Genomic DNA, 13552 nt, shown 5'->3' on the forward strand with positions numbered 1-13552 from the left:
GACAGTCAAGGGCGGCAGTATGGAGGCGCGTTTCAGGCGTAGGCCTCGAAGGGGGCCGGGTCGCCGCAACCGACGCGCACCACCTCCGGCTCCTCGCCGGTGAGGTTGATCACGGTGGAAGCCTCGACGCCGCCGTGGCCGCCGTCCAGCACCAGGTCCACCTGGTGCTCCAGCGCACTGCGCATTTCATAGGGGTCGCTCAGCGGCTCGCTCTCGCCGGGCAGGATCAGGCTCACGCTCATCAGCGGCTCGCCCAGTTCCTGCAGCAGCGCCTGGGCGATCGGGCAGGCCGGCACGCGCAGGCCGATGGTGCGGCGCTTGGGGTGCAGCAGCATGCGCGGCACCTCGCGGGTGGCGTCGAGGATGAAGGTGTAGGGCCCGGGCGTGTGGGCCTTGAGCAGGCGGAACAGGCGGGTGTCGACCTTGGCGTACAGGCCCAGCTCGGACAGGTCGCGGCACACCAGGGTGAAGTTGTGCTTGTCGTCGAGCTTGCGCAGCCGGCGGATGCGCTCCACCGCGCCCTTCTCGCCCAGGCGGCAGCCCAGGGCGTAGGAGGAGTCGGTGGGATAGGCGATCACCCCGCCCTGGCGGACGATTTCCACCGCCTGCTTGATCAGCCGCGGCTGGGGGTTTTCCGGGTGGACCTGGAAGAACTGACTCATGAAATCTCCTCGAGGGCCCGTGCGGCGCCGGCGAAGCGCGTCCACAAGGGCGGAAGGTCGTCCGGCACGGGCCGGTACAGGCCCAGCTCCGACCAGTCGCTGGGGCCGTGGAAATCGCTGCCGGCGCTGACCAGCAGGCCGAATTCGCGGGCCAGGATGCTCAGCACGCCGACCTGCTCGGCCGGCTGCAGGCCGTTGACCACTTCGATGGCGTGGCCGCCGGCGTCGATGAAGTCGGCGATCAGCTTGCGCCGCTTGGTGCGGGTGAAATCGTACTGGTAGGGGTGCGCCAGGCTGACCCAGGCGCCGGCCGCGCGCAGGGTGCCGACCGCCTCGGCCAGGCTCGGCCAGTGCTGCTTGACGTCGCCCAGCTTGCCGGCGCCCAGCCACTTGCGGAAGGCCTCGGCGCGCTCGGCGACATGGCCGGCGCGCACCAGGAACTCGGCGAAGTGCGGCCGCGCCGGGGCGTTGCCGCTGTCGCCCAGCTCGCGCTGGATGGCCCGCGCGCCCTCGAAGGCGCCGGGCATGCCCTTGGCCTCCAGGCGCCGGCCGATCTCCTCGGCGCGCGCCCAGCGCCCGCGGTGCAGCGCGTCGAGGGCGCGAACCAGCGGCTCGGCGTCGCTGTCGAAGGCATAACCCAGGACGTGGATGGTCGCCCCGCCCCAGGTGCAGGACAGTTCCACGCCGTTGACCAGGGTCACCCCCAGCGCCTCGGCGGCGGCGCGCGCCTCGGGCAGACCCTCCAGGGTGTCGTGGTCGCTCAGGGCGAGCAGGCGCACGCCGCGCTGGTGCGCGCGGGCCACCACGGCGGCGGGCGGCAGTTGGCCGTCGGAGGCGGTGCTATGGCAATGCAGGTCGACACGCATGGGCATACCGGGACGGGTTTTACTTCTGTATAGACGCTGCGCGGCGGCGATTCACGGCAAGCCGGCGCAACGGCACGAGACGGGTGACTATTTCAGTTCTTCCGCAGGTTGGTATTATGCCGCCACAACTGGGCTCTGGCTGCCGTAATGAAGCAATTCATCGATTTCATCCCCCTCATCCTGTTCTTCATCGTCTACAAGCTGGACCCGCGCACGGTCGAACTCGCCGGACACTCCTTCAGCCTGGGCGGCATCTACAGCGCCACCGCGGTGCTGATCGCCTCCTCGGTGGTGGTCTACGGCGCCCTGCTGCTCAAGCAGCGCAAGCTGGACAAGGGCCAGTGGCTGACCCTGGCCGCCTGCCTGGTGTTCGGCGGCATGACCCTGGCGTTCCACAGCGAGACCTTCCTCAAGTGGAAGGCGCCGGTGGTGAACTGGCTGTTCGCCCTGGGCTTCCTCGGCAGCACCCTGGTGGGCGACCGCCGGCCGCTGATCCAGCGCATCATGGGCCACGCCGTGCAGCTGCCGGAGCCGATCTGGCAGCGCCTGAACCTGGCCTGGGTGCTGTTCTTCGTGTTCTGCGGCTGCATCCAGCTGTTCGTCGCCTTCACCTTCGAGCGTTTCTGGGTGGACTTCAAGGTCTTCGGCAGCCTGGGCATGACCCTGCTCTTCCTGATCGGCCAGGGCGTGTTCCTGGCCCGCCACATGCACGACGCCCCAACCGGCGAAAAGCCCAAGGACTGACATGCTCTACGCAATCATCGCCCGCGACATCACCGCCTCCCAAGAACGCCGCCTGGCCGCGCGCCCGGCGCACCTGGCCCGCCTCGAGCTGTTGAAGGACGAGGGCCGCCTGGTCCTGGCCGGGCCGCACCCGGCGATCGACAGCCCCGACCCGGGCGCTGCCGGCTTCACCGGCAGCCTGATCGTCGCCGAGTTCGAGTCGCTGGCCGCCGCCCAGGCCTGGGCCGATGCCGACCCGTACCGCGCCGCCGGCGTCTATGCCGAGGTCGTGGTCAAGCCGTTCAAGAAAGTCCTGCCGTAGACCGGCAAGCGGCGGCGCACGGACGGCGCCGCACGGCCAGGTGCTCAAGGCCCGGCCCCGCGACCGGACAGCGCCCGGACCGCGGTGCCCGGCGGCTCATCAGCGTACAAGGAGTTCCGATGTCCCGACGTCATCTGCTGCCCCTGCTGTTCTGCCTGAGCCTGCCGCTCGCCGCCCTCGGCGAGGAGCCCACCGCCACCCCCGGCGCCACCCCGGCCAGCGACGACCTCGCCCAGCTGCAACAGCGCCTGGACGAGAGCGAGAAGCTGCGCGCCGACCTCGCCGCCCAGCTGCAGGGGGCGGAAAGCGCCGTGGTGGGCCGCCTGCGCCAGGAAAACCAGCGCCTGAAGCTGCAACTGCGCGAGCTGCAGGCCCAACAACCGCCACGCCTGCTCAGCGACGAGCAGACCTGGTTCGCGACCGGGGGCGCCGTCGCCCTCGTCGCCTTCGTCCTCGGCGCCCTGAGCCGCGGCCGTCGCCGCCGGCGGCGTGAATGGATCAACTGAAAGAAGCCCGAGCAATGAGTGAGCTGCTGCTGATCGACGACGACCGTGAACTGTGCGAACTGCTGTGCACCTGGCTGACCCAGGAAGGCTTCAGCGTGCGTGCCAGCCACGATGGCGGCGCGGCCCGTAGCGCCCTGGCCAGCCGCACGCCGGACGCCGTGGTGCTGGACGTGATGCTGCCCGACGGCAGCGGCCTGGAGCTGCTCAAGCAATTGCGCAGCGAGCACCCCGACCTGCCGGTGCTGATGCTATCCGCCCGCGGCGAGCCGCTGGACCGCATCCTCGGCCTGGAGCTGGGCGCCGACGACTACCTGGCCAAGCCGTGCGATCCGCGCGAGCTGACCGCGCGCCTGCGCGCCGTGCTGCGGCGCAGCCACCCGGCCCAGCCCAGCGCCCAGGTCGACCTCGGCGACCTGAGCCTGAACCTGGCCCGCGGCGTGGCCAGCATCGGCGGCCAGGACGTCAGCCTGACGCTGTCCGAGAGCCGCATCCTCGAGGCGCTGCTGCGCCAGCCGGGCGAGCCGCTGGACAAGCAGGCCCTGGCGCAGATCGCCCTGGGCCGCAAGCTGACCCTCTACGACCGCAGCCTGGACATGCACGTGAGCAACCTGCGCAAGAAGCTCGGCGCGCACCCGGACGGGCGCCCGCGGATCCTCGCCCTGCGCGGGCGCGGTTACTTCTACGCGCCCTGAGCGGCAGGCCGGGAGCCCCGTCCCAGAGCGGTAGACGCAATCTTTACCGAAGCTTTACCCGGCCCTGACCGCCCTTGACCTTGCCATCCCTAGACTGGGCACATCCGGTTCAGAAACCGGTCCACGAAAGGAGAATATTCATGCGCAAGACCCTCACCGCCCTGATGCTCGCCGCCACCCTGCCGACCCTGGCCATGGCCGCCACCCCCGCCGCGACCGACACCCCGCCGCCGCCGCACATGATGGGCGACCACATGAAGGACGGCCACGGCCCGCGCGGCGGCTGGCACGGCCCCTTCAAGGCCCTGAACCTGAGCCCCGAGCAGCGCCAGCAGGTCGGCAAGCTGATGGGCGACTCGATGAAGAACCGCCACGACATCACCGAGAAGTACCTGAGCAAGCTGCCGGCGGCCGACCGCAAGGCCATGCAGGACGAGCTGAAGGCCAGTCACGACAAGACCCAGCAGGACATCCGCGCGCTGCTGACGCCCGAACAGCAGAAGAAGTTCGACGAGCTGAAGAAAGAGCGCGAGCAGCGCAAGGCCGAATGGACCGAGTTCCAGCAATGGAAAGCGCAGAAGGATGGCAAGACCAACTGATAGCGCCAGCCACGCGGGCGCCGGGCTCACCCCCGGCGCCTCGCCGTGCCCGCGCCCCTGACCCGAAACGGACATGCGACTGAACCGAAAGACCATGCGCTCGCTCTTCTGGCGAATCCTCGCCGCCTTCTGGCTCGCCCTGCTGCTGGTCGCCGGCCTGTCCATCCTGCTCGGCCGCGCGCTGAACCAGGACACCTGGATCATCGCCCGCTACCCCGGCATGCACGATCTCGCCAAGCAGTGGACCCAGCTCTACGAGAACCAGGGCCCCGCCGCCGCCCAGCAACTGCTGGAGCAACGCCGCCGCGACTACGACCTGTCGGTGCAGGTGCTCGACGAAAGCGGCCAGCGCCTGGTCGACGGCACCTACCTGCCGCGCCCGCCGCGGCGCAACCAGGAAGGCTTCGACCGCCGCAACCTGCCGCGCTTCCCCTGGCGCCAGCTCAGCCAGGAATACACCAGCACGGAGAGCGACCACACCTACCTGTTCATCTACCGCATTCCCCACGGCGCGCTGGAAGCCTGGCACCGCGGCAGCCTGCTGTGGCCGCTCAGCGCGCTGGGCATCGCCCTGGTGGTGCTGACCATCTTCAGCCTGCTGGTGACCCTCTCCATCACCCGCCCGCTCAACCGCCTGCGCCGCGCCGTGCACGACCTCGGGCAGACCGCCTACCAGCAGGACAGCCTGGCCCGCCTGGCCCACCGCGGCGACGAACTCGGCGTGCTGGCCCGCGACTTCAACCGCATGGGCGCCCGCCTGCAAAGCCTGATCGGCAGCCAGCGCCAGTTGCTGCGCGACGTCTCCCACGAACTGCGCTCGCCGCTGGCGCGCCTGCGCATCGCCCTGGCCCTGGCCGAGCGCGCCACGCCCGAACAGCGCGCCAGCATGTGGCCGCGCCTGGAGCAGGAATGCGACCGCCTGGAAGCGCTGATCGCCGAGATCCTCGCCCTCGCCCGCCTGGACGCCGAGCCCGGGCCGAGCAGCCGCGTCGAACTGCTGCCGCTGCTCGAACGCCTGCGCGAGGATGCCCAGTTGCTCGCCCCGGAACAGCACATCCAGCTGAAGGTGCCCACCGGCCTGGCCCTGGACGGCTGGCCCGACATGCTCGAACGGGCGCTGGACAACCTGCTGCGCAACGCCCTGCGCTTCAACCCGGCGGACAAGCCGCTCGAGGTGGATGCCGACAGCGACGGCGCGGTGCTGCGCGTGCGCGTGCGCGACCATGGCCCGGGGGCCGACGCCGAGCACCTGGCTCAACTGGGCGAGCCCTTCTTCCGCGCCCCCAACCAGGACAGCCCCGGCCACGGCCTGGGCCTGGCCATCGCCCGCCGCGCGGTGGAGCGCCATGCCGGCCGCCTGCGCCTGGCCAATCACCCCGACGGCGGTTTCGTCGCCACCCTGGAAATACCGCTGGCGCGCCACGCCGCCTGACCCCGGAGCCCGATCATGAGCCTTGCCGCCGAATACCTGCCCTCCCCCAGCCCGGCCCTGCCGCCGGCGGCCGCCAGCCTGCCGCGGGAGCGCCCGCGGGACGAGCCGCAGAGCCTGGTGCTGGCGGTGGAGCTGGGCCTGCTGGCGCAGCGCTGGCGGCGCCGCTGGCCGGAACTGCGCCTGAGCCTGCCGCGCGGCGGCACCTGGCCGTTGCACAGTTGGCCGCAGGCGCTGCACGAAGCCCTGGATGAAGTGCTGGACACCGCGGTGGAATGGCAGCAGGACGCCGCCATCGTGCTGGAACCGCGCCTGGAGCGCGGCCTGCTGCGCCTGGACCTCGGCGGCACCGACGCACAGGCCCGGCGCTGGCTGCCCCGGGCCCTGCGCGCCGCCCAGCGGTTGGCCGCCTGGCAGGGCGGCCGGCTGCTCTGGCGTGCCGGCGGGGCGCGCTGGAAAGTCCGCCTGAGCCTGCCGCTCAGCCCCGCCAGGCGCTGACGAAGGCCGCCGGGTCCAGCGGCGCCGGCTGGCGCAGCTCACCCATGGGCGTGCCCAGGTAGATGAAACCGACGATCCGCTCGTTGGCCGCCAGGCCCAGGCCCTGCCGCACCAGCGGGTCGAAAGCCATGGCGCCGGTGCGCCACATGGCCCCCAGCCCCTCGACGAACGCCGCCTGGACGATGCCGTAGGCGGCACAGCCGGCGGCCAGCATCTGCTCGATCTCCGGCACCTTGGGGTGCTCCTGCAGGCGCGCGATGGCCACCACCAGGGTCGGCGCGCGCAGCGGCATGGCGCGGGCCTTGGCCAGCGCCTCGGGGCTGGCGCCGGGTTGCTCGGCGCTCAGCGCGCGGGCGAACAGTTCACCCAGTTGCTGGCGTGCCTCGCCTTCCACCGTGAGGAAGCGCCACGGGCGCAGTTGCCCATGGTCCGGCGCGCGCAGGGCGACGCGGAACAGCCGCTCGAGCTGTCCGGCGCTGGGTGCCGGCTCGCCCAGGCGGGCATGGGATACACGGTTGACCAGCGCTTCGTAGGCCTCCATGGGCTACCTCCTGTACACACAAGGACGGCCATTGTAATCGCAAAGGCTTCTCATCTGTCTGCTGAGGTGCGATCAGGGTGCTGCGTATCCGTGTAGGAGCGAGCTTGCTCGCGAAGGGGGCTCATCGGCGAACGCTGGTGTTCGTCCTGAGAGCGCCCTCTCCCTAACCCTCTCCCTGAAGGGAGAGGGGACCGTTCGGTGCGTTTTGGCAGTCCTGAGTCAGCCGGCAATTCCGAAGGCCTCCGGCTGAAACCATTCCTTCTCTCGGCACGGACAAACCCCCTCTCCCTTCAGGGAGAGGGCTGGGGAGAGGGAGCGGAGTCAATCTGAAACACGGGAGTCGCCGGCAAGCGCCGTTCGCGAGCAAGCTCGCTCCTACAGGGAGTCCAGCGATGCGCCCATCGTCAAGCCACCCGCTCCGGCGACGGCGTGACGATCGGCTGCAGGGGTGGCATCAGCGGCGGCAGGCCGTAGGCCGCCCGGGCCGCGTCGCAGTTGGGGTTGTGCTGGCCGTCGAGCCAGGAGGCCTCGAATTCGCGGCAGGTGCTGGAGCGGTGCTCGTAGACCGTGCAGCGCACGCCGCAGCCGACCTCGCCGAGCAACCCCACGCAGCGCACCGGCCTGGCCTCGGTGCCACGCATGGCGGCGTGGTGCGGGCTGACCTGCACCACCAGTTCGTCGGGCACGCTGCCGCCGGCGGAACGGCACTCGCCCCAGTAGAAGGACACACGGAAATGCGCGCAGCAGGCGCCACAGTTCAAACACGGATTGTCGATGGACATGATGTGCGAATGCACCAGAAGAAACCGGCGAGCGCCGGCGGGCTGCGCAGGATTCTAGCGATTCCGCCGCCGTTGTGAAGAGCCCTCCGGCGCGCTGCGCATCGCGCCGAGGGCAGGTACAATGGAGGGTTCATGTCCATCGAGTCCGCTTCATGGCGCTGCCGACACTACGCACCCTCGGATACATCATCGGCCTGTTCCTCATCACCCTGGCGGTGGCCATGCTGGTGCCCATGGCCACCCTGCTCTACTACCACCGCCCGCAGGAGCTCTCGCCCTACATCTGGTCGAGCCTGATCACCTTCAGCGCGGGCCTGGGGCTGGTCCTGCCGGGCCGGCCGGAGCAGGCCCACCTGCGCCCGCGGGACATGTACATGCTCACGGTCTCCAGCTGGGTGATCGTCTGCTTCTTCTCCGCCCTGCCCTTCATCATCGCCCGCCACATGAGCGTCACCGACGCCTTCTTCGAGAGCATGTCGGGCATCACCGCCACCGGCTCGACGGTGCTTTCCGGGCTGGACAACATGTCGCCGGGCATCCTCATCTGGCGCTCGATGCTGCACTGGCTGGGCGGCATCGGCTTCATCGGCATGGCGGTGGCGATCCTGCCGATGCTGCGCATCGGCGGCATGCGCCTGTTCCAGACCGAATCCTCGGACCGCAGCGACAAGGTCATGCCGCGCTCGCACATGGTCGCCAAGTACATAGTCGCGGTGTACGTCGGCATCACCATCCTCGGCACCCTGGGCCTGTGGTGGGCCGGCATGGGCCTGTTCGACGCGCTGAACCACGCCATGTCGGCGATCTCCACCGGCGGTTTCTCCACCTCCGACCAGTCCCTGGCCAAGTGGCACCAGCCGGCGGTGCACTGGGTGGCGGTGGTGGTGATGATCCTCGGCAGCCTGCCCTTCGCCCTCTACGTCGCCACCCTGCGCGGCCACCGCAAGGCGCTGCTCAAGGACAGCCAGGTGCACGGCTTCATCGGCCTGCTGGTGTTCACCTGGCTGGTGATGGGCACCTGGTACGCCTTCAATTCCGACCTGTCCTGGCAGGACGCCTTGCGCATCGTCGCGGTGAACGTCACCTCGGTGGTCACCACCACCGGCTTCGCCCTGGGCGACTACAGCCTGTGGGGCCACTTCTCGATCATGGTGTTCTTCTACCTGGGCTTCATCGGCGGCTGCTCCGGCTCCACCGCCGGCGGCCTGAAGATCTTCCGCTTCCAGGTCGCCTACATCCTGCTCAAGGCCAGCCTGTACCAGCTCATCCACCCGCGCGCGGTGCTGCGCCAGAGCTACAACGGGCACCGCCTGGACGAGGAGATCGTGCGTTCGATCCTGACCTTCTCGTTCTTCTTCGGCGCCACCGTCGGCGGCCTGGGCCTGGCCCTGACCTTCCTCGGCCTGGACTGGATGACCGCGCTGACCGGCGCCGCCAGCACCGTCTCCGGCGTCGGCCCGGGCATGGGCCCGGTGATCGGCCCCTCGGGCAACTTCTCGTCCCTGCCGGACGCCGCCAAGTGGCTGCTGTGCGCCGGCATGCTCGCCGGGCGCCTGGAGATCCTCACCGTGCTGGTGCTGTTCACCCCGGCCTTCTGGCGCCACTGAGGCCCGTCAGCCGACGATGCCGGCGGCGATGTTGATGCTCAGGCCGAGGATCGCCGTGTTGTACAGGAAGCAGATGATCGACTGGGCCAGGGCCACCCGGCGCAGCCCTGGCGAGGCGATGGCCACGTCCGAGGTCTGCACGGCGACGCTGAGGGTGAAGGAGAAGTAGGCGAAGTCCCAGTAGTCCGGCTGCCGCTCGCGGTCGGGGAACTGCAGCGGCGGCTGCGCGGCCGTGTAGTACATGCGCGCATAGTGCATGGCGAAGATGGTGCCGATGAGGAACCAGGAACCCAGCACCGTGCTGCCGGTGAAGGCGTAGCGCAGCAGCTTCTCGCCGCCCTGCAGGTCGCGGGCGCCGGCCAGTTCGAAGACGATCGCCACCAGGCTGGCGATGGCCGCGGCGCTGACCAGCATCAGCACGGCCTCGGCGTTCTCGTCCTCGATGTCGGCCAGCCCGCGCACCTGCTCCGCCGTGGCGCCGTGCGCCAGCAGGGCGATCAGCGCCACGTACAGCCAGGCGCAGGCATTCCAGCCGACCAGGACGCGCATCAGCGGCGTCAGCCCGACGCAGGCCAGGGCCGCCAGCACGCCACAGAGGATGGCGACGATCAGCCGCGGGTGGGTGCGTAGCAGGGTGGATTTCAGAGGCATGCGGGGGCTCCGGGCTCAGCTGGCTGCAGCCTAGCATGGCGCCCGCGGTTCAGTAGGGCGGCGGCCGCAGGCGCTGGGCGAACTCGTCGAGCTGCTTCTGTTCCTGCTTGTCGGCCAGCAGCCGCGCCTCTTCGCGGTAGCGCTCCACCAGCTTGCGCAGGCCTTCCAGGCGCGCGTACTTCTCGGCCCAGGTGGCGCGCGCCTTCTCCACCACGTCCTGGTGCCAGGCCAGGCTGCGGTTCTGCTGTTCCACGGCGGTTTCCAATTGCGCCAGGAAGCGCTGGTAGTCCAGCAGCCACTGGCCGCTGACGCCCTGGCGGCCGCGGTCGATCCACTGCTGCTGGTAGTCGGCGCGGAAGCGCTCCAGCTCGGCCAGCTTGCGCTGCGCCTGGAGCAACTGGCCCTGGGCCACGCCCAGTTGGCGCGCGGCCTCGCGCTCGGCCTTCAGGGCCATCTCCACCACCGGGGCCAGGCGGTCGGCGCGGCGGTTCATGGCAAGCGGACCTCAGGCATGGTACCGCGCACTCAACCGGCCTTGCCGGACAGCACGGCGTCCAGCAGCTGGGCGCTGTCCTCCAGGCTCTGGCTTTCGTTCAGGCCCTGGCGGAGGAACTGGCGCATCACCGGGAAGCGCTGGATGGCCAGGTCGGTCTCGGCGTCGCCGCCGGCGACGTAGGCGCCGACGCTGATCAGGTCGCGGCTCTGCTGGTAGCGCGACCACAGCTGCTTGAAGCGCTGGGCGTGCTGCAGTTGCTCGGGGCTGACCACCTGGGGCATCACCCGGCTGATCGAGGCCTCGATGTCGATGGCCGGGTAATGGCCTTCCTCGGCCAGCCGGCGCGACAGCACGAAGTGGCCGTCGAGCACGCCGCGGGCGGAGTCGGCGATCGGGTCCTGCTGGTCATCGCCCTCGCTGAGCACGGTGTAGAAGGCGGTGATGGAGCCGCCGCCCTTCTCGCCGTTGCCGGCACGCTCCACCAGGCGCGGCAGCCTGGCGAACACCGACGGCGGGTAGCCCTTGGTCGCCGGCGGCTCGCCGATGGCCAGGGCGATCTCGCGCTGGGCCTGGGCGAAGCGCGTCAGCGAGTCCATCAGCAACAGGACGTTCTTGCCCTTGTCGCGGAAGTATTCGGCGATGCGCGTGCAGTACATGGCCGCGCGCAGGCGCATCAGCGGCGCGTCGTCGGCGGGCGAGGCCACCACCACCGAGCGCTTGAGGCCCTCTTCGCCGAGGATGTGCTCGATGAATTCCTTCACCTCGCGGCCCCGTTCGCCGATCAGCCCGACCACGATGATGTCGGCCTTGGTGTACTTGGTCATCATGCCCAGCAGCACCGACTTGCCCACGCCGGTGCCGGCGAACAGGCCCAGGCGCTGGCCGCGGCCGACGGTGAGCAGCGAGTTGATCGAGCGGATGCCGACGTCCATGGGTTCGTGGATCGGCTCGCGCTTGAGCGGGTTGATGGTCGGGCCGTCCATGGGCACCCAGTCCTCGGCGCGCATGCCGCCCTTGCCGTCCAGGGCGCGGCCGACGCCGTCGAGCACCCGGCCGAGCATGGACATGCCCATGGGCAGGCGGCCGCTGTCGGGCAGCGGCACCACGCGGGCGCCGGGGGCGATGCCGGCCAGGCTGCCGACCGGCATGAGGAAGATCTTGCTGCCGGAGAAACCCATGACCTCGGCTTCCACCTGCACCGAGTGGTAGCCGCTGTCGTTGATCACCATGCAACGGCTGCCCACCGCCGCCTGCAGGCCCTCGGCCTCCAGGGTCAGGCCGACCATGCGCAGCAGGCGGCCTTCCACCACCGGCTGCGCCGGCAGTTTGGCGGCGTCCAGGTAGCCCTCCAGGCGCTTGGCGAAACTCACCCGGTCAAGGCGCATCGGGCTTGTCCAGGTCGATGTGCAGGTCCGGCTCCAGCGCGTGGGTGGCCTGCTCGCGCTGCTGTTCGAAGAGCTGCTTGGTGATCTGCGCCAGGCGCGTCTCGATGCTGGCGTCGATGCGCGAATGCTCGGTCTCGATGCGGCAGCCGCCGGGCAGCAGTTGCTCGTCCTCGAGGATGCGCCAGCTTTCCTCGTGGCGGTCGCGCAGCGCCTTGACCAGTTCGAAGTCCTGCGGGTTGACGTGGATGCGCACGTTCTCGCTGCCCATCGGCAGTTGCTTGAGCGCCTCGCGCAGCACCTGGCGCAGCTGGCTGGAGTCGCCCTCCAGCTCGCGCTGGATGACCTGGTGCGCCACCTGGCCGACCAGCCTGACCAGCATCTGCTCGATCAGCAGGTCCTGCTCGGCGATGGGCTCGAACAGCTGGCCCATCAGCGTCTCCAGGCCGGCCAGGCGCTCCTGCAGCGCCGCCTCGGCCTCCTGCCGGGCCTTGAGCTGGCCGGCGTGGAAGCCGTCCTTCTCGCCGGTGGCGAAACCTTCGTTGTAGGCGTCCTGGCGGATCGCCTCCAGTTCCTCGAGCGTCAGCGGTTTGACTTCCTCGACGGGGACTTCCTCCACCGCCGGGGTTGCCGGCTCTTCCGGCTCCGGCTCGGGCTCCGGCGGCCGCTCCACCACCGGGTCGAAGCTGGGCAGCGCCCAGCGGTCGAAGCCGGCGACGTCGCGCGCGCGGATCAGGCCATCGTGTTCTTCCTTGGATTTCGCGGGGCCGCTCACTTAGATCATCTCCTCGCCACCCTTGCCGCCGAGGACGATCTCCCCGGACTCGGCCATGCGCCGGGCGATGGTGAGGATTTCCTTCTGCGCGCCCTCCACTTCGCTGACGCGCACCGGGCCGCGGGCCTCCAGGTCGTCGCGCAGCAGTTCGGCGGCACGCTTGGACATGTTGCGGAAGATCTTCTCGCGGATGCCCTCGTCCGAGCCCTTGAGGGCCAGCACCAGCACGTCCGAGGACACCTCGCGCAGCAGCGCCTGGATGCCGCGGTCGTCGACGTCGGCGAGGTTGTCGAAGACGAACATGAGGTCCTCGATCTGCCCGGAGAGGTCTTCGTCCACGTCACGGATGGCGTCCATCAGGGCACCCTCCACCGAGCTGTCGAGGTAGTTCATGATGTCCGCCGCACGCTTCACCCCGCCCATGGTGGTGCGGGTGGAGTTGGCGTTGCCGGCGAACTGCTTCTCGAGGATCAGGTTGAGTTCCTTCAGCGCCGAGGGCTGCACGGTGTTCAGCGAGGACACGCGCAGGACGATGTCCAGGCGCACCTTGTGATCGAAGTGGCTGAGCACCTCGGCGGCCTGGTCCGGGTCCAGGTAGGCGACGACGATGGCCTGGATCTGCGGGTGCTCGTAGCGGATGACGTCGGCCACGGCGCGCGGCTCCATCCACTTCAGGCTGTCCAGGCCGCTGGTGTTGCCGCCCAGCAGGATGCGGTCGATGAGGTTGTTGGCCTTGTCCTCGCCCAGGGCCTGGGTGAGCATCTTGCGGATGTAGCCGTCGGCGCCGACGCCCAGGCTGGTCTGGTCGCCGACCACCTCGACGAACTCGCTCATCACCTGCTCGACCTGCTCGCGGTGCACGTTGCGCATCTGCGCCATGGCCACACCGACCCTCTGCACTTCCTTCGGGCCCATGTGCCGCAGCACCTGCGCCGCGTCGGTCTCGCCGAGGGACAGCAGGAGAATGGCGGCCTTGTCGACCTTGGTCAGTTTGGCGTTCAACCGGGTCTCGCTCATACCG

General features: G+C 69.8%; 17 protein-coding genes. 8 read left to right on the forward strand and 9 right to left on the reverse strand.

Annotation, left to right across the window (positions count from 1 at the left end; all coding sequences use genetic code 11):
* Positions 1–32: 32 nt before the first annotated feature.
* A complete protein-coding gene (locus tag CHC02_RS12395; protein ID WP_089391767.1) occupies positions 33–662 on the reverse strand; it encodes an L-threonylcarbamoyladenylate synthase in 630 nt (209 codons plus the stop codon).
* The gene (locus tag CHC02_RS12400; protein WP_089391899.1) at positions 659–1528 is read right to left on the reverse strand and encodes a PHP domain-containing protein; all 870 of its coding nucleotides are present in this window, start codon (positions 1526–1528) and stop codon (positions 659–661) included. Before CHC02_RS12400 ends, CHC02_RS12395 begins: the two co-directional genes overlap by 4 nt.
* 147 nt (positions 1529–1675) lie before the next feature.
* Between CHC02_RS12400 and CHC02_RS12405 the strand changes: the two genes are divergently transcribed.
* The 7 genes from CHC02_RS12405 (at position 1676) to CHC02_RS12435 (ending at position 6297) form a co-directional block, all read left to right on the forward strand.
* Positions 1676–2272, forward strand: coding sequence for a septation protein A (locus CHC02_RS12405; RefSeq protein ID WP_089391768.1), 597 nt, complete (start codon positions 1676–1678; stop codon positions 2270–2272).
* A gap of 1 nt (position 2273) precedes the next feature.
* Positions 2274–2573 (forward strand): YciI family protein, encoded by a 300-nt coding sequence (locus tag CHC02_RS12410; protein ID WP_009620898.1) that lies wholly within the window; start codon positions 2274–2276, stop codon positions 2571–2573.
* 119 nt (positions 2574–2692) lie between these two features.
* The gene (locus CHC02_RS12415; RefSeq protein WP_089391769.1) at positions 2693–3079 is read left to right on the forward strand and encodes an SH3 domain-containing protein; all 387 of its coding nucleotides are present in this window, start codon (positions 2693–2695) and stop codon (positions 3077–3079) included.
* Positions 3080–3093: 14 nt separating this feature from the next.
* On the forward strand, positions 3094–3771 hold the full coding sequence (locus CHC02_RS12420) for a response regulator transcription factor (protein WP_089391770.1): 678 nt from the start codon (positions 3094–3096) through the stop codon (positions 3769–3771).
* A 140-nt stretch (positions 3772–3911) separates the two neighbouring features.
* Complete coding sequence (locus CHC02_RS12425; protein WP_089391771.1) at positions 3912–4370, forward strand: Spy/CpxP family protein refolding chaperone; 459 nt, start codon at positions 3912–3914, stop codon at positions 4368–4370.
* A 94-nt stretch (positions 4371–4464) separates the two neighbouring features.
* Positions 4465–5802, forward strand: a complete 1338-nt coding sequence (locus CHC02_RS12430; RefSeq protein ID WP_089391772.1) for a sensor histidine kinase — start codon at positions 4465–4467, stop codon at positions 5800–5802.
* A 15-nt stretch (positions 5803–5817) separates the two neighbouring features.
* Entirely contained in the window at positions 5818–6297 is a 480-nt protein-coding gene (locus CHC02_RS12435) for a hypothetical protein (RefSeq protein ID WP_089391773.1), read from the forward strand.
* Here CHC02_RS12435 and CHC02_RS12440 read toward each other — a convergent pair.
* Positions 6278–6838, reverse strand: coding sequence for a nitroreductase family protein (locus CHC02_RS12440; protein WP_089391774.1), 561 nt, complete (start codon positions 6836–6838; stop codon positions 6278–6280). The genes CHC02_RS12435 and CHC02_RS12440 overlap by 20 nt on opposite strands.
* A 404-nt stretch (positions 6839–7242) precedes the next feature.
* Positions 7243–7620 (reverse strand): YkgJ family cysteine cluster protein, encoded by a 378-nt coding sequence (locus CHC02_RS12445; RefSeq protein ID WP_089391775.1) that lies wholly within the window; start codon positions 7618–7620, stop codon positions 7243–7245.
* 152 nt (positions 7621–7772) lie between these two features.
* Here CHC02_RS12445 and CHC02_RS12450 point away from each other — a divergent pair, with 152 nt between their 5' ends.
* Entirely contained in the window at positions 7773–9227 is a 1455-nt protein-coding gene (locus CHC02_RS12450) for a TrkH family potassium uptake protein (protein ID WP_089391776.1), read from the forward strand.
* A 6-nt stretch (positions 9228–9233) separates the two neighbouring features.
* Here the strand turns inward: CHC02_RS12450 and CHC02_RS12455 are convergent, their stop codons facing one another.
* Genes CHC02_RS12455 through fliG form a run of 5 tightly spaced genes read right to left on the reverse strand, consistent with a single transcriptional unit; the run spans position 9234 to position 13548 of the window.
* A complete protein-coding gene (locus tag CHC02_RS12455) occupies positions 9234–9878 on the reverse strand; it encodes a DUF1345 domain-containing protein (RefSeq protein WP_089391777.1) in 645 nt (214 codons plus the stop codon).
* 49 nt (positions 9879–9927) lie between these two features.
* A complete protein-coding gene (gene fliJ, locus CHC02_RS12460; protein ID WP_089391778.1) occupies positions 9928–10371 on the reverse strand; it encodes a flagellar export protein FliJ in 444 nt (147 codons plus the stop codon).
* Positions 10372–10403: 32 nt separating this feature from the next.
* Positions 10404–11759, reverse strand: coding sequence for a flagellar protein export ATPase FliI (gene fliI, locus CHC02_RS12465; protein WP_043319354.1), 1356 nt, complete (start codon positions 11757–11759; stop codon positions 10404–10406).
* The gene (fliH, locus tag CHC02_RS12470) at positions 11749–12531 is read right to left on the reverse strand and encodes a flagellar assembly protein FliH (RefSeq protein WP_089391779.1); all 783 of its coding nucleotides are present in this window, start codon (positions 12529–12531) and stop codon (positions 11749–11751) included. The genes fliI and fliH overlap by 11 nt, the downstream gene beginning before the upstream one ends.
* A complete protein-coding gene (fliG, locus tag CHC02_RS12475; protein WP_089391780.1) occupies positions 12532–13548 on the reverse strand; it encodes a flagellar motor switch protein FliG in 1017 nt (338 codons plus the stop codon).
* Between the last annotated feature and the right edge of the window lie 4 nt (positions 13549–13552).

The sequence above is a fragment of the Pseudomonas delhiensis genome (assembly GCF_900187975.1).
Classification (GTDB): Bacteria; Pseudomonadota; Gammaproteobacteria; order Pseudomonadales; family Pseudomonadaceae; genus Pseudomonas; species Pseudomonas delhiensis.

Bases quoted from the DNA above. Each gene is read 5' to 3' on its own strand.
- CHC02_RS12395 (WP_089391767.1), bottom strand. From the start codon at position 662: ATGAGTCAGTTCTTCCAGGTCCACCCGGAAAACCCCCAGCCGCGGCTG.
- CHC02_RS12400 (WP_089391899.1), bottom strand. From the start codon at position 1,528: ATGCGTGTCGACCTGCATTGCCATAGCACCGCCTCCGACGGCCAACTG.
- CHC02_RS12405 (WP_089391768.1), top strand. From the start codon at position 1,676: ATGAAGCAATTCATCGATTTCATCCCCCTCATCCTGTTCTTCATCGTC.
- CHC02_RS12410 (WP_009620898.1), top strand. From the start codon at position 2,274: ATGCTCTACGCAATCATCGCCCGCGACATCACCGCCTCCCAAGAACGC.
- CHC02_RS12415 (WP_089391769.1), top strand. From the start codon at position 2,693: ATGTCCCGACGTCATCTGCTGCCCCTGCTGTTCTGCCTGAGCCTGCCG.
- CHC02_RS12420 (WP_089391770.1), top strand. From the start codon at position 3,094: ATGAGTGAGCTGCTGCTGATCGACGACGACCGTGAACTGTGCGAACTG.
- CHC02_RS12425 (WP_089391771.1), top strand. From the start codon at position 3,912: ATGCGCAAGACCCTCACCGCCCTGATGCTCGCCGCCACCCTGCCGACC.
- CHC02_RS12430 (WP_089391772.1), top strand. From the start codon at position 4,465: ATGCGCTCGCTCTTCTGGCGAATCCTCGCCGCCTTCTGGCTCGCCCTG.
- CHC02_RS12435 (WP_089391773.1), top strand. From the start codon at position 5,818: ATGAGCCTTGCCGCCGAATACCTGCCCTCCCCCAGCCCGGCCCTGCCG.
- CHC02_RS12440 (WP_089391774.1), bottom strand. From the start codon at position 6,838: ATGGAGGCCTACGAAGCGCTGGTCAACCGTGTATCCCATGCCCGCCTG.
- CHC02_RS12445 (WP_089391775.1), bottom strand. From the start codon at position 7,620: ATGTCCATCGACAATCCGTGTTTGAACTGTGGCGCCTGCTGCGCGCAT.
- CHC02_RS12450 (WP_089391776.1), top strand. From the start codon at position 7,773: ATGGCGCTGCCGACACTACGCACCCTCGGATACATCATCGGCCTGTTC.
- CHC02_RS12455 (WP_089391777.1), bottom strand. From the start codon at position 9,878: ATGCCTCTGAAATCCACCCTGCTACGCACCCACCCGCGGCTGATCGTC.
- fliJ (WP_089391778.1), bottom strand. From the start codon at position 10,371: ATGAACCGCCGCGCCGACCGCCTGGCCCCGGTGGTGGAGATGGCCCTG.
- fliI (WP_043319354.1), bottom strand. From the start codon at position 11,759: ATGCGCCTTGACCGGGTGAGTTTCGCCAAGCGCCTGGAGGGCTACCTG.
- fliG (WP_089391780.1), bottom strand. From the start codon at position 13,548: ATGAGCGAGACCCGGTTGAACGCCAAACTGACCAAGGTCGACAAGGCC.